The 18968-nt window shown below is 59.0% G+C and carries 18 protein-coding genes and 1 riboswitch; of the genes, 9 read left to right on the plus strand and 9 right to left on the minus strand.

Annotated elements, in window-relative coordinates; translation table 11 throughout:
* Positions 1 to 209: 209 nt before the first annotated feature.
* The 3 genes from JFT86_RS22400 to JFT86_RS22410 all read left to right on the plus strand — a co-directional run bounded on the left by JFT86_RS22400 (position 210) and on the right by JFT86_RS22410 (position 4953).
* Complete coding sequence (locus tag JFT86_RS22400) at positions 210 to 1889, plus strand: MFS transporter (protein ID WP_201238362.1); 1680 nt, start codon at positions 210 to 212, stop codon at positions 1887 to 1889.
* A 240-nt stretch (positions 1890 to 2129) separates the two neighbouring features.
* Complete coding sequence (locus JFT86_RS22405; protein ID WP_201238363.1) at positions 2130 to 4445, plus strand: hypothetical protein; 2316 nt, start codon at positions 2130 to 2132, stop codon at positions 4443 to 4445.
* Between the two features lie 295 nt (positions 4446 to 4740).
* Positions 4741 to 4953 (plus strand): hypothetical protein, encoded by a 213-nt coding sequence (locus JFT86_RS22410; RefSeq protein ID WP_201238364.1) that lies wholly within the window; start codon positions 4741 to 4743, stop codon positions 4951 to 4953.
* Positions 4954 to 5018: 65 nt separating this feature from the next.
* Here JFT86_RS22410 and JFT86_RS22415 read toward each other — a convergent pair whose 3' ends face one another.
* The 6 genes from JFT86_RS22415 to JFT86_RS22440 form a co-directional block, all read right to left on the minus strand.
* The gene (locus JFT86_RS22415; protein ID WP_201238365.1) at positions 5019 to 5417 is read right to left on the minus strand and encodes a DUF1801 domain-containing protein; all 399 of its coding nucleotides are present in this window, start codon (positions 5415 to 5417) and stop codon (positions 5019 to 5021) included.
* Positions 5418 to 5486: 69 nt separating this feature from the next.
* Entirely contained in the window at positions 5487 to 7514 is a 2028-nt protein-coding gene (locus JFT86_RS22420; RefSeq protein WP_201238366.1) for an alkaline phosphatase family protein, read from the minus strand.
* A gap of 21 nt (positions 7515 to 7535) precedes the next feature.
* The gene (locus tag JFT86_RS22425; RefSeq protein WP_201238367.1) at positions 7536 to 8147 is read right to left on the minus strand and encodes a hypothetical protein; all 612 of its coding nucleotides are present in this window, start codon (positions 8145 to 8147) and stop codon (positions 7536 to 7538) included.
* Positions 8147 to 9442, minus strand: a complete 1296-nt coding sequence (locus tag JFT86_RS22430; RefSeq protein ID WP_201238368.1) for a sialidase family protein — start codon at positions 9440 to 9442, stop codon at positions 8147 to 8149. Before JFT86_RS22430 ends, JFT86_RS22425 begins: the two co-directional genes overlap by 1 nt.
* Before the next feature lie 51 nt (positions 9443 to 9493).
* Positions 9494 to 10039 carry a cytochrome b/b6 domain-containing protein gene (locus JFT86_RS22435; protein WP_201238369.1) on the minus strand — a complete coding sequence of 182 codons (546 nt, stop codon included), beginning with the start codon at positions 10037 to 10039 and terminating at the stop codon, positions 9494 to 9496.
* Entirely contained in the window at positions 10039 to 10305 is a 267-nt protein-coding gene (locus JFT86_RS22440; RefSeq protein ID WP_201238370.1) for a PepSY domain-containing protein, read from the minus strand. Before JFT86_RS22440 ends, JFT86_RS22435 begins: the two co-directional genes overlap by 1 nt.
* A 170-nt stretch (positions 10306 to 10475) precedes the next feature.
* Between JFT86_RS22440 and JFT86_RS22445 the strand changes: the two genes are divergently transcribed.
* From JFT86_RS22445 to JFT86_RS22460, 4 genes are all read left to right on the plus strand, one after another.
* Positions 10476 to 11138 carry a response regulator gene (locus tag JFT86_RS22445; protein ID WP_201238371.1) on the plus strand — a complete coding sequence of 221 codons (663 nt, stop codon included), beginning with the start codon at positions 10476 to 10478 and terminating at the stop codon, positions 11136 to 11138.
* Positions 11135 to 12514, plus strand: coding sequence for an ATP-binding protein (locus tag JFT86_RS22450; protein ID WP_201238372.1), 1380 nt, complete (start codon positions 11135 to 11137; stop codon positions 12512 to 12514). Before JFT86_RS22445 ends, JFT86_RS22450 begins: the two co-directional genes overlap by 4 nt.
* 216 nt (positions 12515 to 12730) lie before the next feature.
* Positions 12731 to 12903, plus strand: a riboswitch (yybP-ykoY riboswitch).
* 4 nt (positions 12904 to 12907) lie between these two features.
* Positions 12908 to 13471, plus strand: coding sequence for a manganese efflux pump MntP (gene mntP, locus JFT86_RS22455; protein WP_201238373.1), 564 nt, complete (start codon positions 12908 to 12910; stop codon positions 13469 to 13471).
* Between the two features lie 121 nt (positions 13472 to 13592).
* Complete coding sequence (locus JFT86_RS22460; RefSeq protein ID WP_201238374.1) at positions 13593 to 14429, plus strand: SDR family oxidoreductase; 837 nt, start codon at positions 13593 to 13595, stop codon at positions 14427 to 14429.
* Here JFT86_RS22460 and JFT86_RS22465 read toward each other — a convergent pair.
* From JFT86_RS22465 to JFT86_RS22475, 3 genes are all read right to left on the minus strand, one after another.
* Positions 14389 to 15138 carry a DUF72 domain-containing protein gene (locus JFT86_RS22465; protein ID WP_201238375.1) on the minus strand — a complete coding sequence of 250 codons (750 nt, stop codon included), beginning with the start codon at positions 15136 to 15138 and terminating at the stop codon, positions 14389 to 14391. The two genes, JFT86_RS22460 and JFT86_RS22465, sit on opposite strands and share 41 nt — an antisense overlap.
* A 121-nt stretch (positions 15139 to 15259) precedes the next feature.
* Positions 15260 to 17047, minus strand: a complete 1788-nt coding sequence (locus JFT86_RS22470; RefSeq protein ID WP_201238376.1) for a thiamine pyrophosphate-requiring protein — start codon at positions 17045 to 17047, stop codon at positions 15260 to 15262.
* 149 nt (positions 17048 to 17196) lie between these two features.
* Complete coding sequence (locus JFT86_RS22475) at positions 17197 to 17472, minus strand: DUF2798 domain-containing protein (protein WP_201238377.1); 276 nt, start codon at positions 17470 to 17472, stop codon at positions 17197 to 17199.
* Between the two features lie 127 nt (positions 17473 to 17599).
* Between JFT86_RS22475 and JFT86_RS22480 the strand changes: the two genes are divergently transcribed.
* Both JFT86_RS22480 and JFT86_RS22485 read left to right on the plus strand, forming a co-directional pair.
* A complete protein-coding gene (locus JFT86_RS22480) occupies positions 17600 to 18571 on the plus strand; it encodes a LysR family transcriptional regulator (protein ID WP_201238378.1) in 972 nt (323 codons plus the stop codon).
* Complete coding sequence (locus JFT86_RS22485; RefSeq protein WP_201233579.1) at positions 18568 to 18966, plus strand: hypothetical protein; 399 nt, start codon at positions 18568 to 18570, stop codon at positions 18964 to 18966. The genes JFT86_RS22480 and JFT86_RS22485 overlap by 4 nt, the downstream gene beginning before the upstream one ends.
* Positions 18967 to 18968: the final 2 nt, after the last annotated feature.

The raw sequence follows: 18968 nt of genomic DNA on the forward strand, positions 1-18968 counted from the left end.
CGCCGGCAGCTGATCTTTAATCGTCGCCGCTGGCGAGTGGATATCTGCCAGAAGCTGATTATGCTTCAGGAAACCGCACAGCAATGCGCGGTCGTCAGACTGTGCAGGTTTCACGCGAGAGCAATGGCGGCATTTGCCACAGGGCCAGAGTGCGATAAGCAGTAACGGGGGACTCCGGCCTACAACAATAAGCACGACGGAGAACACCCATGGCTACAATCGACACAGCATCCACCGGCAGCCCACCGCGCAGCGGCGGCATCACCAAAGAGGAGCGCAAGGTCATCTTCGCTTCATCGTTGGGCACGGTGTTCGAGTGGTACGACTTTTACCTCTACGGCTCACTGGCGGCGATTATCGCCAAGCACTTCTTCGCCGGTGTCAACGAAACCACCGCGTTCATTTTTGCCCTGCTGGCGTTCGCTGCAGGGTTCGCGGTTCGGCCGTTCGGTGCAATTGTATTCGGCCGACTCGGCGATATGATCGGGCGCAAGCACACGTTCCTGATCACCATCGTCATCATGGGTGTCTCGACGGCGATCGTCGGTTTGCTGCCCGGCTACGCGACCATCGGCGTTGCCGCGCCGGTCATTCTGATCACCCTGCGCTTGCTGCAAGGTCTGGCGCTGGGCGGTGAGTATGGCGGCGCGGCGACCTATGTCGCCGAGCATGCCCCCCGCAACAAACGCGGCTTTTTCACTTCGTGGATTCAAACCACCGCGACCCTCGGCCTGTTTCTGTCGTTGCTGGTGATTCTCGCTTGCCGCACTGCGCTGGGCACCGAAGCGTTCGAAGCCTGGGGCTGGCGGATTCCGTTTCTGCTGTCGATCCTGCTGCTGATCGTCTCGGTGTACATCCGCCTGCAACTGAGCGAGTCGCCGGTGTTCCAGAAAATGAAGGCCGAAGGCAAGGCGTCGAAAGCACCACTGACTGAATCCTTCGCGCGCTGGGACAACCTCAAAGTGGTGATCATGTCGCTGCTCGGCGGTACGGCCGGGCAAGCAGTGGTCTGGTACACCGGGCAGTTCTACGCGCTGTTCTTCCTGTTGCAGACACTGAAGATCGACCCGCAGACCGCCAACCTGCTGATCGCCGGTTCGCTGCTGATCGGTACGCCGTTCTTCGTGATCTTCGGCAGCCTCTCCGACCGCATCGGACGCAAGCCGATCATCATGGTCGGGTGCATGCTGGCGGCGCTGACCTACTTTCCGATCTTCCATGCGCTGACCCAGTACGGTAACCCCGACGTGTTCATCGCCCAGGAGAAAAACCCGGTCAAGGTGATCGCCAATCCCGATCAGTGCTCATTCCAGTTCGACCCGGTGGGCAAGGCCAAATTCACCAGTTCCTGCGACCTGGCGAAAACCCTGCTGGCGAAGCGGGCGATCCCTTATGAGAACGTGATCGCCGAACCGGGCACCGTCGCGCAAGTGCGCATCGGCGACAAAGTCGTCGAGAGCTTCGAGGGCAGCGCCCTGCCCGCCGCCGACTTCAAAACCCGCAACGACGCCTTCACCGCCACTTTGGGTACTGCGTTGAAAGACGCCGGTTATCCGGAAAAGGCTGACCCGGCGAAAACCAACTATCCGATGGTGCTGCTCCTGCTGACCATCCTGGTGATCTACGTGACCATGGTTTACGGGCCTATTGCGGCGTGGCTGGTCGAGCTGTTCCCGACCCGCATCCGCTACACCTCGATGTCACTGCCCTATCACATCGGCAACGGCTGGTTCGGCGGTTTCCTGCCGACGGTGGCTTTTGCCATGGTCGCGGCCACCGGAGATATCTATTACGGGCTGTGGTACCCGATCGTGATTGCGGTGATGACGGCGATACTCGGCACCTTCTTCCTGCCGGAAACCAAGGACCGCGACATCCTCAAGGACTAAACCCGATGCCCCCTGTAGGAGCTGCCGCAGGCTGCGATCTGTTGATCTTGTTTTTTTGAAGATCAAAAGATCGCAGCCTGCGGCAGCTCCTACAAATGCGGAATGCGATCAACCGGTGGGTGTGGCACTTTCGCCACCGCCGCACCATCCGTCGCCACCTGTCAGATCTGACAGGTGCGCAAATCCTCATTTAGCGCTCTGATGGCTCCTTCCCGTTCTCACTACGCAGGAGCCTCTTCCATGACCGCCTCGTCCTCTGGCGACAACACTGTCCTTGTCCTCTATCCGCCCATAGTCAACAGCCAGACAGAGCCCGTGGTCGGCGCGGACATCGGCGTGCCTTTGGTGGCATACGACCTGGTCACCGACGGTGAAGGCGCTGTTGTTTTTGTCGATCCGCCGCCGAAGGGCGATATGGAGTCCGGGGATGTCATGGAGCTTCGGCTCAAGGATGAGTTGGCCGCACTGGACAGTAAAACCATTGACGATCCGAACGTGCGCACCAGGTTGCGCATTCCCAAGGGCCGGCTGCTTCCTAATCGGGTCAACGAGCTTTACTACACCATCACGCGCGGCAGCCAAAACATCGGCAAATCGAATCCGCTCACCATCCTCTACAACAAGATCCGTCCAGGCCTCAAGGACAAGTACGACGCCTCCGGTGGCCATTCCGAACTCAAACTGCTGCTGCCCGACGTGATCAAGAACGGCGTCGGTGCGGATTTCGTCAGCGCCGACGTCTGTGTGTCCTACCCGTACTGCCGGGCTTATGACCTCATCACCCTCAAATGCAATGGCGAACTGCTTGAGCCAAAGCCCACGGTGAATCCGAATCAGGCGCCGCAACCGCCGAGTCATGGCTCCGAAGAGCCCATCACCATCTGCTTCACCATCACCCGCGCGTTTCTGGACAAGGCGAAACGGACAGAGCAGAAACTGTATTTTTCCTACACCGTCACCGACCAGATCGGCAACGGCCCGGACACCGATGCGCCGTGGTCGCCGGTGCAAGTCGTGGATGAAGATCTGGATGGCAAGCGTTTGCCGAAGCCGATTTTGCTGGAACGCCTGGAGGATTTCCCGGGGGATGACCCCGAGGAAATCGATCTGAAAAAACTGGCCGGCAAGCCTTTGCTGCTGGTGGTGTTGACGGCGAATCCCCATTTTGTTGCGGGTGATAACGTGCTGGCGACCTACACCGCCCAAGACACCGGGCAACCCACCGATGTGGTGGTGAACGTCAGCGGCAAAGTCGAAGCGGATCAGTTCGGGTCGAAAAAGCCCTGCATTCTCGAAGTGCCCAACGCCAAGGTCTTCGCCGGCAGCCGCGTGACCGCGACCTACGAACTGCGCAGGCCCAACGGTGATCTGGTGGGCAATTCGATCACGGCCAATGCAACGGTAACCGGAGCCACGCCGATTGATCTGTTACCGCCGTTTCTCGTGGCGCCGGCCGTCGATCCTGTCGATGTGCTGGCCTATCCGAACGGGATCACGATGCGCATCGAATACCTCGCCGCCCTCGACGGCGATCGCGCGCGATTGGCCGAGGTCAATCCGCCGGCAGGTTCGCCGCAGTTTCCGTTGGTGGCATTCAACAGCAACAAACGGGTCAACACCGTGTTGACCCCGGCGTATCTCGCGGCCCGCCAAGGCAAGTCATTCGAGTTGCGCTGGAACCTCAATCGCAATGGCGGGCAGGCCGGGAAGTCAACCCCGACGCCACTGAGGGTGCTGAAGATTGCCGATGGCGACTCACGATTGCCGACGCCGAAAATCCTTCAGGCGCCTGATGACAAAGTGTTGGATTTAAACACCTTCGAAGGCAATGCTGAACTGACGGTATTGCCTTGGCTCGGAATCAGCACTGACAACGTAGTGCAACTGGAATTCAAAGGAAAAGACAACAATAACGACGATTACGTGATTCTTGTACTAACCAATCATAAAATCACAGAACAAGAAAAAACCTTCGGAATAAAAGAAACGCTACACAGAGACAAACTGTCCATTCTGCAACACGCCACATCCATTCAAGTAACTCTTGAGTTACTGCCAAGCCCAGCGTCGACATCCATTATATTTCCCATACTGATATTGCATTTCTTGAACGCCCCCCAGGTAATTACGGAGAGCTTCGAAACAGGCAAAGTGGAATGGAAAGACGAAGGCACCATCATGGACTTTCCAAGTATGACTGTGACGGTAATAAAAGGCCCGGTAGCTTTAGACGGCAACGCTGCCATTGAATATGCCCCTTTCCTGACCGGCAATTACTTCCACCTGAATGTTGACGAAACTCTAAGATTCACACTAAAAAGGCCATCAAAAAGTGTCAGATTCGGTATTGCCACTCGCATTAAATCAACCGCACTGACCGAGTACTATGACGAGGACTTCAAATTAATCAAAGCCCAGTCCACTCAATCGTACGATGCGCCTCATCAGGCATGGGTTGACGTAACAGAAACAGTCAATAGAAAAATAAAATACGTCGACGTCACCATTAAAGGTTTCGCCACTACACGTCTGGACAATTTCTCGCTGTTTTACTGAGTGCTATTTTTTGATTACGCAGGCGAATGGACAATCTTGAATGAGTTTTGGGGCTGCTTCGCAACCCAGCGGGACGGAGCAACAATTCGACAAGCTCCCTCGCCACAAATGACATCTGTAGGAGCTGCCGAAGGCTGCGATCTTTCGATTTTGAAGATCGAGATCAAAAGATCGCAGCCTTCGGCAGCTCCTACAGAGGGGTATTCGTCGGTGCCGTTGATTCAGTTATCCGTAGAAAAATCGAACGCTCGTCGCAGCGGCACCTCCAATGTTTACACCCATGGAGATCAACGATATGAACAGCAACGACGACAAAACCCCGAATGCCCCGCCTACCGATACGTCGGGCAACCCCGTGAACGTGGTCAAGCGCGATCTTCAGGACGACGACACCAAGGCTGTGGACGAGGTCATCACGCCTTCCTCCACCCGCGTCAAAGAGCAGGATGCCGAGGAGTTACAGCGCAAAGTCGATGAGATTGAACGCAAGGTTGCGGATGGGAATTGAGTGTTGTGGTGATTGTTGGATTCGCCCCCTCACCCCAGCCCTCTCCGGTACATACAGGGAGAGGGTTAAGGTGAGGGCTTCGACGTATTCAGCTTCACCGCCTCACGAATCAATGCCACCAGGGCCTTTTCATCAATCACCTCACCCTCATGCACATCAATCGCCCGCCGTGTATTGCCCTCAAGGCTTGAATTGAACAATCCCGTCGGATCCGCCAGTGATGCGCCCTTGGCAAAGGTCATTTTCACCACTGACTTGTACGTCTCGCCCGTGCAGATAATCCCGCCATGCGACCACGTCGGCACGCGCCATTTCCACTCTTCGAGCACTTCCGGATCAGCCTTGCGCATGATCAAACGGATCTTCGCGAGCGTGTCGCCGCGCCAGTCAGCCAGCGCCTTGATGCGCTGATCGATCAGCGCCGAGGCTGACTCCGTGCCCTCTTCCTGCTTGTCCTTGTTCATGACGAGTCCTCTGCGGATACGAGTGGAAGAACTCTAGACTCGACACCTTCCTCCCGCCAGTTTCCGGCCTCAACGCACGTTGCGGTACAACATCAATCGCGCACTTTCGTGCAAGCCTCGGGTCAGCTCCACCAGCCGCTGAAACTCCTGCGGGTGTTGTTCGGCGACGTTCTCCAGCGGCGTTGCCGAGCGCAAGTCATGCAGGGTCGGCGCACTGCCGTCGTGCTGCATTTGCAGCAGATGATGGCGGGTCACGCCTCCGATCAGCGGGAACGTACCCTCGCGCAGCACCAACGGCACCACGCGCTCGCCCTCGGGCGTCAGTTGCTGAATATCGCGGCCCATCGCGCCATTGGTGAACGGGATGCCGGCCATTCCGGCGACGGTCGGCAGCAGATCCGCCAGGCCCACGGCGTCATCAATCACCCGGGGTTTGAGCAGTCCCGGGGCGTGAATCAGCATCGGCACATGATTGCTTTCCAGTCCCAGTTGCTCAAAGGCTGGCGGCATGTGCGGGATCTGGCTGATACGTGTGTTGTGGTCGCCAAAGAACACGAAAATCGTGTTGTCGTAGTAACCACCGGCCTTGGCCATGTCCATCAACTTGCCGATGTTGAAATCCAGCAGGCGCACGGCGTTGTATTGCTCGACACTGCGTGAGCCGGCGGCCTGCACCTGTTCCAGCGAGAGGTTGCTGACCTGGAATCCGTCGTTGTCCTTGGGAATGGTGAACGGCCGGTGATTGCCCGACGTTTGCAGGTAAGCGAAAAACGCCTGGTCTTTCGGCAGATCGCGCAGGATCCGGTCGCTTTCCTTGAACAGGTCCAGATCGGAAATCCCCCAGACATCCACCAACGGCGAGCGCCAGTCGCTTTCCTGATACAGGCGCACGCCATCGATGCTTTGCTGGATCAGCGCATTGATATTGGCCCAGCCGGCATTGCCGCCGATCATGTAGAGCTTTTGATAATCGGTAAACGCGTTGATCAGCGTGTGCTGACGAGTGATCAGCGGATGGCGGGTTGCAGTCTCTTGGCGGGTGACGTCGGGGACACCGGTGATGCTCGCCCAGACGGTTTTCGCCGTGCCGGTGACCGGCACGTAGAAGTGTTTGAAAAACCAGCTCTGGCTCGCCAATCGGTCGAGATTGGGTGTCGGGTTCAGCGGATTGCCATAGGCGCCGACAGCACTGGTACCGAGGGACTCGAGCATGACGAACATCACGTTCGGCGCACCGGCAACCCGATAAGGCTGCACGGCTTGCCGGCGATCAAACGTCAGGCTTTGTGCGTCTGGCTGATCTACGCCCAGATAGCGCGAGACCGCCGGGTAATGCTCGCGCACCTGGCCCTCATCGAACTGCGCTTGCCCGGCCTTGAGCGTGTCGTACAAAAACAGCACAGGGTTGAGGCCCAGCGCGGCAATCTGCGCGTTGCCGGAAAAAAACGCATCGCTCCAGCGCAGCGGCACCGGGTTCTCCAGATTGAGGTTTTCCACTCGACCCAGTAAAGCCAGGAGCACGGCAACCAGTCCGATGCTGCTTCCGACCGCCAGCGAAGAGCGTCGAATGACCTGCGGTGCGCGCGCCAATGTCAGCCGTTCAAGACGCAGCAATCCGTAGAACCCCAGGCCCAGCGCCGTCAGCCAGCCAAGCGTGATCCACAGCACTGGATAGGTTTCCCACACCATCTGCTGCGAAATCTGCGCGTCCTCCAGATAACGCAGCACCGTCGCGTTGATGCGCACCCCAAGGTAGGCGTAATGGCCGAAATCGATGATGTACACCAAGCCGACAATGCCCAGCACCAACAGCCAATAACCTCGCGCAACAGCGCGCAATAACGGCACGCGGGTCAGGTTCCAGCGCGGCAGCCACGCCAGCACCGCCAAAGGCAATATCAACAGCACCGCCAGGCGCAGGTCGAAACGCAAGCCGATTCCGAGGGTTTCCAGCAGTTGCGGGTTATCGACAAACTCGCTGACAGCGACACCCGAGAAACCCAGCACAAACACCAGCCTGAGCAGGGCAAACAGCAAAAACGCCAACCCTGCCGCACCCACGCCGTAGCGCAAGCGTCGCGATTGCAACCAGCCCATCGTTACCTCTGTGTCATTCGTTCAGATAGAAGATGCAGCGACGCTGGAATTGCGCCGCAGCCGTTGCCAGACCGCTTTGATGCAGAGCAGCGTGCCGGCGACCAGGCAGTAACCCACCAGAAGCGGATCGATCAGGTAATCCCAGTAGTTTTCCGACGCTTTGAGCCTCAGGGCAAACGCCAGCGTGCCGAGTGCGAGCATCCACACCGCCAAGCCGTTGCGCAGCCACAACAACGCCAATGCAGCCAGACCGATGCACACGATCATCGGCCGGGGATTGAAGCCCCAACGATAAGGATCGACATAGGTCAAGCCCATCGTCGCCGGGTACAACACCACCGCCAGCAGCCCGAACAACAACAACAGTTGCAGATGCGCCGAAGGTTTCAGCGATTCGACGACACCCAGTCGCAACAGGCTGGCCCAGCCCAGCAACACCAGCGTGGTGATTGCCAGATCATCGGTAAAACTGCGCACATAGGCGGCCAGCGGCAGTTCATTGAGCGGAATGAAACTGACTATCGCCAACGCCGGCAACAGCCACGGGCGCCAACGCCGGGTAACACGCAACGAACCCAGCAGGACAAAACCGAGCAGGATGAAACTCAAATGGGCTTGCCACAAAAACTGCATCACAGGCGCTCCGCCAGCCAGGCATCGTTGAAGCTGACATGTTTGATGAAGGTGTTATTCCACGAATACACCAGGTGATAGAGACCATCGGTGCCACGGCTGAAGTACGGGTATTCGTATTCGAAATCACAGCCCTGCGGCTTGCACACGCGATAATCCAGATTGCTCAGGAAACGTTGCTCGAGTGGCAACCGGCGCGCACCGCTGGAGGCGCGGAAGCCTGCACCGATGATTGCCTTGTACGCCTGGGGCGAAAACGGCTGGCCAAGCGGGTCCGGTGACTGATCGAGTTCGATGACGCTGCGCCAGTTGTTGAGATTGGCATCGGTGCCGTACAGGCTGAGCTTGAAGCGGCCGTCCTGCAGGTCATTGAGCGCCACCAGCAAACCGTCGTCAGCGGTGCCGACGGCGGCCAGTGACGAATTGGGATTAGCCGGTTCCAGCGGATAGGGTTCACTCCAGGTTTGCCCGGCGTCCTCGGTGCGACTGGCCAACACGCGGTGATGGGTGTCACCGGCATAACGCAACATCGCCACGGCGCGGCGTTCATCCAGCGGCACGATGGTCGGTTGCAGTGAATGCTTGCCGCGGCTGATACGGAATTTATCGATGACCGCACCGTCCGCGCTCAGGTACAGGTATTCGGCAAACTTGCCCATGAATTCGTGATACACCGGCAGGCCGATCGAACCGTCGGCATGGAAGACCGGTGCGGCGCGCACCAGCGTGCTGATGTTGAAGAACGGCGAGGTGATCAACTGTCGCGGCGCCGTCCAGTTACGCCCCATGTCATCGGAGACCATGACGTTGATCGCGCTGGTCGCCCAGCCTCCCACAGACACCGAGACGTAGAACATCCACAGGCGTTGATCGGGCGCCAAGGCGATTACCGGGTTGCCGAGTTTGCGGATAAAGCGGCGGGTGCCGTCACGGGTCGATTCGCGGGTGGCCAGCACTTGTTCGGCGCCCCACTCCGCGCTGGTGGCGTCGTAGCGAGCGGTGCGGATCTGCACGTCGGCGGCGCCTTCTCGTGAGCCGGCAAACCACACCGCCATCAAGTCCCCGCCGGGCAACGCCGTAACGGAAGACGAGTGCACAAAATCTTTCAGTTCAGAGGAGACGAAACGGCTGCTGTACATCGGCTCCGGCGCTTGCAGAGCAGCGTCGACTGGCGGTGTCGCCAGCGCAAACGGCGCCAGCACATGGGGCGGGTGGCTGCGCCATGCAGCAAGGAAAACCAGGCTCACAGCAAGACTGCCGAGGATGAATTTCAAGCGAAAAGACAACGCACGCATAGTGGACTCGCGGCAAAGACAAGATGAGTAACAATCGGCAAGACATCCTTGTCAGCGCGTCGAATCGTCCGGCAAGCGGCGACGGCGTCCGGTGAGCATCGACAACGGCAAGTTGTCGTGAACCTGAAAACTTTCAAACACAGCAGCGGCGATGTGGATGCAGACCAACACCAGCAAGCCGTCAGCCGCGGTTTCATGCACCGTCAATGGCCAATCGGCGCCCCATAACGCGTCGACCTCCTCCATGGCCCAACCGCTGAGGCCGGTGGTCAACATCGTCAGCAACATCAAAATCATCACCAGCGCACCCAGCGGCGAATGCCCGAGGCGATGTGCGGGCCGTCCGGCAAGCAGCGACCGCACGTGGCAAGCCAGTCTTGCCGGTGACGGCCAGAAGTCAGCCCAGCGCGCACTGCGTGGCCCGACAAATCCCCACACCAGCCGCACCAGCAGCCAGCCAACGGCGTAATAGCCGAGCCAGACATGCCAGTCGTCGCCGGCCTCATTGAAGAAGTAATTGGCGACGAAGACGCCCGCGATGGACAGATGAAACAGCCGCACCACGGGATCCCACAGGCGCAGGGACGCGCTCGGCATCAGCCCTTAATCTCGGTCTTGACCGCTTTACCGCTGACCGGATCGTGGTAGATCTCGACCTTGCGCTTGTCCTTGTCGAAACCGTAGATCTCGTAGCAATTGCCATCGGTGACTTTGAATTTGCTGATCTCGTAGCCCTGACTTTTCAGGTTCTCCTGAAACGCCTTCTCGTCCTGCCATTGCGAACGTTCAGCAGTGGTGCATTGCGGGCCGGCGACGGCCAACGGGCTGGCGACAATCAGGGACAACAGCAGAAGTTTGCGCATGGAAACACTCTCGCTCGATGAGGAAGACCTCACTGTGCAAAAGCAACCTTAGCGAAAGCTTAGTTGGCAATGAGTCGTTACATCTTTCCCGTCGGCACGACTGCCACGACTGGCTGCGCAGCGGCATGATGCCGCCGATCAAACGTTCTGTTACTTAGCGAGAACCGTCCATGCGTCTACTTCTGGTCGAAGATGATCGTGCCCTCGGGCAAGGCATCCGTGTTGCATTGAGCAACGAAGGCTACACCCTCGACTGGTTGCAGGACGGCGTCAGTGCCTTGCATGCCTTGCGCAGCGAGAGTTTTGACCTGTTGCTGCTTGATCTCGGCCTGCCACGGCTCGACGGTCTGGCGCTGCTGCAACAATTGCGCGGCGAACAGCAGGATCTGCCGGTGTTGATCCTCACCGCCCGCGACGGCACCGCCGAGCGCATTGCCGGGCTGGATGCCGGCGCCGATGACTACTTGATCAAGCCGTTCGATGTCGATGAATTGAAGGCACGCATTCGCGCCTTGTTGCGGCGCAGCCAGGGCCGTGCGCAACCGTTGCTGGAACACGCCGGCGTTTGCCTTGATCCGGTCAGCCAGCAAGTGACCTGGCACGGCGACGACGTGGTGGTGACGCCCATGGAGTATCAACTGCTGCATCAACTGATGGTTCGTCCCGGCAAAGTCGTCACCCGCGAACGCTTGTCGCGGGCGCTTTATGGTTGGCAGGAGCGGGTCGAAAGCAACACCCTCGAAGTGTTGATCCATAACCTGCGCAAGAAACTTTCCAATGAGCTGATCCGCACGGTACGCGGCGTTGGTTATGTCGTGGAGCTCAAGCCATGATTTCCATACGCGCACGCATACTGGTGCCGGTGTTGATTCTGGTCCTGATCGGCGATGTGCTGATCAGTTGGCTGGTGCTGCGCGACAGTCACCATGAAATCGAGGAGGTCTACGACGCGCAACTCGCGCAAAGTGCGCGTCTGTTGCAGGGTGTCCTCGCGCAACGTGCGCCGGGGGACAACGACTGGGACCGGCTCCATCAGGCGTTCGACGAAGCCATGAGCCGGGTCGGCGATGGCGAGGCCGCACATCCGTATGAAACGCGCTTGACGTTTCAGGTCTGGCGCAGCGACGGCCAGTTGCTGATGCGCTCGGCCGAGGCTCCGGAGCTGGCAGCGCCGCCGACGACCCTCGGTTCTCACGACCTGATGGAAAACGGCCGCGACTGGTGCGCCTTCCTGCTCAAAGATAGCCGGCAAGGCCTGCTGATCTGGGTGGGCGAGCGTGATGACATTCGTCAGGACCTGATCGAACGCATCGTCGGCCATACCGTGTGGCCCAGCGTGATCGGTGTGCCGCTGTTGGCCGTGCTGATCTGGCTGACCATCGGCTGGGGCCTGCAACCGCTGCGCGCCATGGCGCAGAGCATTCGCGGGCGCGACACCGAAACCCTGAAACCGCTTAACCTCAGCCCCCTGCCCCACGACCTTGAACCGATGCAAACGGCGCTCAACCGGCTGTTGCAGCAGATCGACAATCTACTGGCCCGCGAGCGACGTTTCATTGCCGACGCCGCTCATGAACTGCGCACACCGTTGGCCATCCTGCGAATCCACGCGCAAAACGCGCAACTGGCCGGTACACCGCAACAACGCGAAGAGGCGCTGGAGTTTCTCCTCAGCGGCGTCGACCGCGCCACGCGTATTGCCAGTCAACTGCTGACCATGGCGCGGATCGAACCGCGTCTGGCCCAGCCGCAAAATTGCCCGGTAGAATTGACTGCACTGGTACGCGAGGAGCTGGCGGAACTGACCCCGTTGGCACTGGAAAAAAACGTCGAACTGATCCTCGACAGCGACCACCACTGCCCGGTTGAAACCGACCCCGTCGCACTGGCGATCGCCTTGCAAAACCTGCTGACCAATGCGCTCAACTTCGCCCCGCCGGGCAGCGAGGTGCGGGTCCAGGTGCAGCCGCAAACATCCGGCGCTGTCTACATCAGCGTCGAAGATGCCGGCCCCGGGATCAATGAAGAGGATTACGCGCGGCTGTTCGAGCGCTTTTACAGCCACGGCCACGCCAATGGCGCCGGGCTGGGGTTGGCGATTGTGCAGATGATCGTCAGCAAGATCGGTAGCACGCTGCAGCTGTACAACTTGCCGCAGGGTGGCTTGTGCGCGGAGCTGCGGATTAATCAGACCCTGCCAAACAATTAAGTCTTGCCTGTGGCGAGGGGATTTATCCCCGATGGGTCGCGAAGCGGCCCCTGATTTCAAAGCTGGGACTGCTGCGCAGTCCATCGGGGATAAATCCCCTCACCACAAAGAACCCTCATCGCCAGTGAAAATCAGGCCATAGCAATAATCTCTCACTGAGTTATTTTCTTGATTCGAAGTTTTTGACAATTTTTTCATATTTGTCCGACTAAGATCCGCAGCCTCGTTGGGGAGTAGCCTGTTTCCGAGTCACTCGGAAGCGTTCGTATCAACATTCTCGGCAACCTGCCGTGGTACGAACACCTTTTGGTTGGTGAGACCGACGACACATCCATGCCTAAAGTCGGGCGTGTGGTTGTGTCGTTGACTCATAGCCCGACTGGAAGTGTTGCCGTGAATCCTGTTTCCCTCATATTCCTCGCCCTTGCAATGTCCACGGATGCGTTCGCCGCCGCCATCGGCAAAGGCTCCAGCCTGCACAAACCACGTCTGAGCGAAGCCCTGCGCACCGGTCTGATCTTCGGTGTCATCGAAGCCATCACCCCCATCATCGGCTGGCTTATCGGCCAGGCCGCGACGCGCTGGGTCGCCGAATGGGATCACTGGATCGCATTCACCTTGCTGGTGATCCTCGGTCTGCACATGATCTACAACGGTCTGAAGCATGAAGATGAGGAAGAGGAAAAACCCGGCCAGCACTCATTTCTGATTCTCGCCGTCACCGCGTTTGCCACCAGTATCGACGCACTTGCCGTTGGCGTCGGCCTGGCTTTCGTCGACGTGAATATCTGGGTGGCGGCCGCCGCGATTGGTATGGCAACCATGACCATGGTGACCATTGGCGTGATGCTCGGCCGCGTGCTGGGTGCGGTGGTCGGCAAACGTGCGGAAATCGTCGGTGGCGTGGTGTTGATGATCGTCGGCGCGACGATTCTGTATGAGCATTTGTCAGTCTGAATCACGCGCGAGTCCCGAGCGCTGATTCATGAGCTCTCCTCATTAGTCCTTGCAACACCAGCCGTATTGTTGAGCCGATAGCGGCAATATAAGGTGGTGCACCACTTTGAGGAGAGCCGCCATGCCCACCCCGTCCAACGTTATTGTCGTTATTGGCGCCGGCTCGATCGGCCAGGCCATTGCCCGTCGCGTCAGTGTCGGCAAGCATGTCGTGCTGGCGGATTTGAAGCAGGACAACGCTGATGCTGCGGCCCGCGTCCTGCTTGATGCCGGCTTCGCGGTAACCACCAGCGTGGTCGACGTGAGCTCTCGCGAATCCATTCAGGCTTTGGTGCGCACGGCATCTGCGTTGGGCGATATCACTGGCGTCATTCACGCCGCGGGGGTTTCACCTTCGCAGGCTCCCGTGGCAACCATTCTGCGCGTGGATTTATATGGCACCGCCGTGGTGCTGGAAGAGTTCGGCAACGTCATCGCTCCAGGTGGCAGTGCCGTCGTCATCGCCTCGCAATCCGGCCATCGCTTGCCTGCACTGAGTGCTGACCAAAACAAGGCACTGGCGACCACGCCTGCGGACGATCTGTTGGCATTGCCAATGCTGCAAGCCGATCAGGTCAGCGACCCTTTGCACGCCTATCAAATCTCCAAACGTGGCAACTCGCTGCGCGTCATGGCTGAAGCCGTGCGTTGGGGCAAACGCGGTGCGCGCGTGAATACGATCAGCCCGGGAATCATTTTCACGCCATTGGCGCGAGACGAGCTGAGCGGCCCACGCGGCGCCGGTTACCGGCGGATGATCGAATTGAGCGCCGCCGGACGCGGTGGCACACCCGATGAGGTCGGTGCCGTGGGTGCTTTGCTGATGGGACCCGAAGGTACGTTCATCACCGGCAGCGATTTCCTGATGGATGGCGGCGTTACAGCGGCGTACTGGTACGGCGATCTGGCGCCGCAATAACCAGCGCTTTGGCCAGGCTCAACGCGTTGCCGATCGCGGCGCCGCTGGCGGTGTTGTCGAAGATGCACCAGGTGGCGACAGCCTGCTCTGTCGCGACCTGCAACGCTTGCGTGAGTTGTTGCAGGTAGGGCAAATCGTAGGCGCTGTGGTAAATGCGCGGCGAACCGTGCAAGCGCCAATACTTTGTGCCCTGCGAACCTCTCGGTGAAGCGTCATTGCTGATGCGTGAGGGGTCGACCGCCGCCTGACTGACTTGATGCTTGATCAATAGCGGCTCGGCGTTGCCCCACGACTCATGCCGCGGTTCGAGTACCACTGGTCCGGCGAAACGCTGGCGCAATGCGCTGAAAAAACCTTCGGCAACGGCTGGGTCAAACGCCAGCGACGGCGGTAACTGCACCAGCAGGCAGCCCAGGCGATTACCTAATCCGCTGCACTGCCCAAGGTATTCGTCCAACGCCGCCTCACTGCCGGCAAGGCGCAGTTCGTGGGTGATGTGTTTGGGGATCTTCACTGAAAAAGCAAAACCGTCCGGCACCGAGTCTGCCCAACGTTCGTAGGTTTGGCGGCGATGCGGGCGATAGAACGAGCTGTTGATTTCGACGCTGTTGAATTGCGCGGCATAGCGCTGCAAATGCGTGCCCTCAGCCGGGAATGCCGGCCAATGCTCACGCGCAAGACTCCAGCCTGCACAACCAATGAAAATCAATTGCCTGCCTCCATTGCAATGTAGGCGCTGCCGCAGGCTGCGATCTTTCGATGTTGTTTTTCAAGATCAAAAGATCGCAGCCTGCGGCAGCTCCTACACGGTTGGCGAGAAACCTACGGGGTTATTTTTTGCCGGGCAGTACGGAGCTGAGCACTTGCTTGGCGGCCTGAACGATGATTCCGGCTTCGTCCGGATCACCTTTGAGCAAGGTCGTGGCGAATTTCTTCGCCTGCTCGAGCTTGATGTGCGGCGGCAGTGGCGGCACGTTCGGGTCGGTCTTGAATTCGATCAGCACTGGTACGTCCGAGGCCAATGCCTGCTCCCAGGCAGCGGCGACGTCTTCTTCGCGGTCGACGAAAATGCCCTTCAGGCCAATGGAAATGGCGAACAGGTGATATGGCACGTCCGGGATGCTCTGCGATGCCTCGAACTTGGGATCGCCCTCCATCACCCGCTGCTCCCAGGTGACCTGATTGAGATCTTCGTTGTTGAACACCGCACAGATCCATTTCGGGCTTTGCCACTGGCGCCAGTATTTGGCGACGGTGATCAGCTCGGCCATGTTGTTCATTTGCATGGCGCCATCGCCGACAAGAGCAATCACCGAACGCTCGGGGTAGGCGAATTTCGCCGCAATCGCATAAGGCACTGCCGCGCCCATCGAGGCCAGACCGCCAGACAATGAGCACTGCATGCCACGGCGGATTTTCAGGTCGCGGGCGTACCAGTTGGCGCACGAGCCCGAATCGCTGGTGATGATCGCCGCATCCGGCAGGCGCGGTGACAACTCATACACCACCCGTTGCGGATTGATCGGTTTGGCCTTGACCATGGCGCGTTTTTCCAGAGTCTTTTCCCAGGTGCCGCGCCAGCCCTCAACCTTTTTGCGCCATTTTCCCGAGGTTTTCTGTTCGAGCATCGGCAGCAATGCGGCGAGCGTTTCCGCCGCGTCGCCTTGCAGGTTGACCTCCATCGGATAACGCAGGCTGAGCATGTCGGGCTGCAAGTCGATCTGCACGCCCCGCGCCTGGCCTTCCTTGGGCAAAAATTCGGCATACGGGAAACCCGAGCCGATCATCAGCAACGTGTCGCACTCGGTCATCAGTTTGTAGCTGGGCTCGGTGCCGAGCAGGCCGATACTGCCCGTGACCCACGGCAGATCGTCGGGCAGTACGGCTTTGCCGAGCAGGGCTTTGGCAACCCCGGCGCCGAGTTTTTCCGCGACGGCGATCACTTCATCCGTGGCCTGCAGAGCGCCAGCGCCGACCAGAATCGCGACTTTTTCACCGGCATTCAAAACCTCGGCGGCACGTTGCAAATCCGCCTCGTATGGCAAAACTCTCGGTTTGCTGTAACCGACACCGGAGTGCGCAGTGCCGTGGGCTCGGGCCGGCGCTTCGTAGGGCAGATCCTGCAAATCGTTTGGCAGGATGATAGCTGTGACGCGGCGTTCGCCGACTGCCGTGCGCACCGCGCGGTCGAGCAAGTGGCGCACTTGCGACGGCGCCGAAGCCTGTTGCACAAAGGCGCCGGCGACATCCTTGAACATCGAGACCAGATCCAGCTCCTGTTGGTAGTGACTGCCCAGCGCAGTGCGCGCCTGCTGACCGACAATCGCCAGCACCGGCATGTGGTCCATCCGCGCATCGTAGAGCCCGGTGATCAGGTGCGACGCGCCCGGCCCCGAAGTCGCAATACACACTCCCAGTTCACCGGTGAACTTGGCGTGGGCCGAGGCCATGAACGCGGCCATTTCTTCATGGCGGGCCTGAATGAATTCGATCTTGCCCTTGGCCCGGTCGAGCGCGCCGAACACGCCGTTGATGCCATCCCCCGGATAACCAAAAATCCGCGTGACGCCCCATTGGCTGAGCCGCTCAACCAGAAAATCGCCTACTGTCATCGTCATCGTGTTCCTCGCCTTTCACCGGTGCATCGGGCATTCCCGGCAGTGCATCCGCCGAGAGGTGTAAGGGTCTGGACAATTGGGCTGGCGACGAAGTTTCGATTGATTTGCCGGGACAACGCACTGCCCCGGAAGGGTTAAGGGTTCAGCGCTCAGCGATGCGGATGCACCGTCCAGGCCACCAGTTTGATCACGATCGGCCGAACGACAAGGATGCACAGGAATGCCACCGGCATCGCCAACTTGTAGGCGTGCAACGCATTACTCAAGTAGTCGTTATCAATGCCCGAGTTGGCGGCCGTGATCACCAGTGACATCAGAAACGCCATGATCGTCGCCATGTACAAAGCAAACACATAGGGCGTGGCACGCGGTGACAGCTTGCGACGGCTAACACTCAGCGCATCGCTGCCAGTACTTTGATTCATAGGGCTTTTCCATCCATTGACAGGGAGCGGGCACCTTAACAAGCGAGGCTCCCCTCAACTAGACGGCTAATGGCAGGTACTTTATAAAGCACAACTTACGAATCAAATCGTTCTCGGCAGGCTATGGATGAATCTGTTAGCGGCAATTGCCAGTTTTATCAAAGTGGTTGAAGCAGGTTCCATAGTCGGCGCCGCCAAAGCCCTGGGCGTGAGTGCGGCAGCGGTGAGCCAAACGCTGAATCGTCTGGAGGCGCATCTCGGCGTGCGACTTCTGCAACGCACCACGCGGAGCATGGCGCTGACTGAAAACGGCGCGGTGTACTACGACAAGGTCAAGCGCATCGCGGCAGATCTGGAGTCGGCACAAAGCTCGATCAGCAACGAGCAAACCGAGCTGCAGGGACGGCTGAGCATCGCCTCCACTTCTGCATTCGGCCGGCATGTGCTCGCGCCATTGATCGCCGGGTTCGCGGCGCTGCACCCGCGTCTTCTGCTGGAGCTATCGAACACCAACCGCAAGATCAATCACATCCAGGACGGTATCGACTTGAGCCTGCGGATCAAACCGCAACTGGAAGATGGCATTGTTGCGCGCAAGATCGTTTCGCTGCCCTTCATCATGTGCGCCGCCCCCGCCTACCTGGAGCGCGCAGGCGCGCCGCAATCGCCGGACGATCTGCAAAACCATGCGTGCCTGGCGTTCCGTTATCCATTGGACGGGCGCTTTCTTCGTTGGACTTTTTCTCGGGACGGCCAGAGTTACGAGGCCAATATCAATGCCACGACCATCAGTGATGACATCGATGCACTGGCGCAGATGGCGGTCAACGGTGCGGGCATCACGCGACTGGCCGAGTTCGTGGCGGCGCCGTACATCGCCAGCGGCCAACTGCTGCCGCTGTTCGAAAACCATGACGGCGCAGGTCACGGCTTTGTCGAGCGAATGGACATTTATGCCTGTGTGCAGGAGCGTGCGGCGATGACTCCGAAGGTCAAGGCATTCATGGACTATCTGATCGAACACCTGAAGGTGCGCTGGCCGCAGGAAGATGCTTTGGCCGCACCGTTTCAAGCCTCCACTGACAAGGAATTGCTGTGAGCACATCTCGTTATGCCAAGGGCTCCGGCCGACCTCCGGTACATCTGGCCTCGATAAATGCGGCAGGCCATCTGGTTTTTTCCGGCGGCGTTTGCGGGGACCGTCATGTCCCCTTCTGCTCCCACGACGAACTGCTGGGAATGCTCAAAGACCTGATACTTGCGCGTGTACCTTTTTCGGTCGGCGGCATGTGTCCCGGCCCAGCAGATGAAGTCGGTTTGCTGATCGACAACGCAGAGCTGACGAGAGCCTGCATCGAGCTGTCCTGGATCGGCTCGCAACAATGGATTGTGCGCGAAACTGCGAACGCTTCTGGCGCATGGCAGCAAGAACCTGACGCCAGCAGAATCGCCAATTTAATGTTCAATCCGGACTCGCTGAAACGTTCGGACTAAGG

The sequence above is a fragment of the Pseudomonas sp. TH06 genome, from assembly GCF_016651305.1.
In the GTDB taxonomy this organism is placed as follows: domain Bacteria; phylum Pseudomonadota; class Gammaproteobacteria; order Pseudomonadales; family Pseudomonadaceae; genus Aquipseudomonas.

Coding starts and splice junctions, on each gene's coding strand:
- JFT86_RS22425 (WP_201238367.1), bottom strand. CDS start 8,147: ATGCAGTTTTTGTGGCAAGCCCATTTGAGTTTCATCCTGCTCGGTTTT.
- JFT86_RS22445 (WP_201238371.1), top strand. CDS start 10,476: ATGCGTCTACTTCTGGTCGAAGATGATCGTGCCCTCGGGCAAGGCATC.
- JFT86_RS22460 (WP_201238374.1), top strand. CDS start 13,593: ATGCCCACCCCGTCCAACGTTATTGTCGTTATTGGCGCCGGCTCGATC.
- JFT86_RS22430 (WP_201238368.1), bottom strand. CDS start 9,442: ATGCGTGCGTTGTCTTTTCGCTTGAAATTCATCCTCGGCAGTCTTGCT.
- JFT86_RS22400 (WP_201238362.1), top strand. CDS start 210: ATGGCTACAATCGACACAGCATCCACCGGCAGCCCACCGCGCAGCGGC.
- JFT86_RS22470 (WP_201238376.1), bottom strand. CDS start 17,047: ATGACGATGACAGTAGGCGATTTTCTGGTTGAGCGGCTCAGCCAATGG.
- JFT86_RS22405 (WP_201238363.1), top strand. CDS start 2,130: ATGACCGCCTCGTCCTCTGGCGACAACACTGTCCTTGTCCTCTATCCG.
- JFT86_RS22475 (WP_201238377.1), bottom strand. CDS start 17,472: ATGAATCAAAGTACTGGCAGCGATGCGCTGAGTGTTAGCCGTCGCAAG.
- JFT86_RS22440 (WP_201238370.1), bottom strand. CDS start 10,305: ATGCGCAAACTTCTGCTGTTGTCCCTGATTGTCGCCAGCCCGTTGGCC.
- JFT86_RS22480 (WP_201238378.1), top strand. CDS start 17,600: ATGAATCTGTTAGCGGCAATTGCCAGTTTTATCAAAGTGGTTGAAGCA.
- JFT86_RS22450 (WP_201238372.1), top strand. CDS start 11,135: ATGATTTCCATACGCGCACGCATACTGGTGCCGGTGTTGATTCTGGTC.
- JFT86_RS22410 (WP_201238364.1), top strand. CDS start 4,741: ATGAACAGCAACGACGACAAAACCCCGAATGCCCCGCCTACCGATACG.
- JFT86_RS22415 (WP_201238365.1), bottom strand. CDS start 5,417: ATGAACAAGGACAAGCAGGAAGAGGGCACGGAGTCAGCCTCGGCGCTG.
- JFT86_RS22420 (WP_201238366.1), bottom strand. CDS start 7,514: ATGGGCTGGTTGCAATCGCGACGCTTGCGCTACGGCGTGGGTGCGGCA.
- JFT86_RS22435 (WP_201238369.1), bottom strand. CDS start 10,039: ATGCCGAGCGCGTCCCTGCGCCTGTGGGATCCCGTGGTGCGGCTGTTT.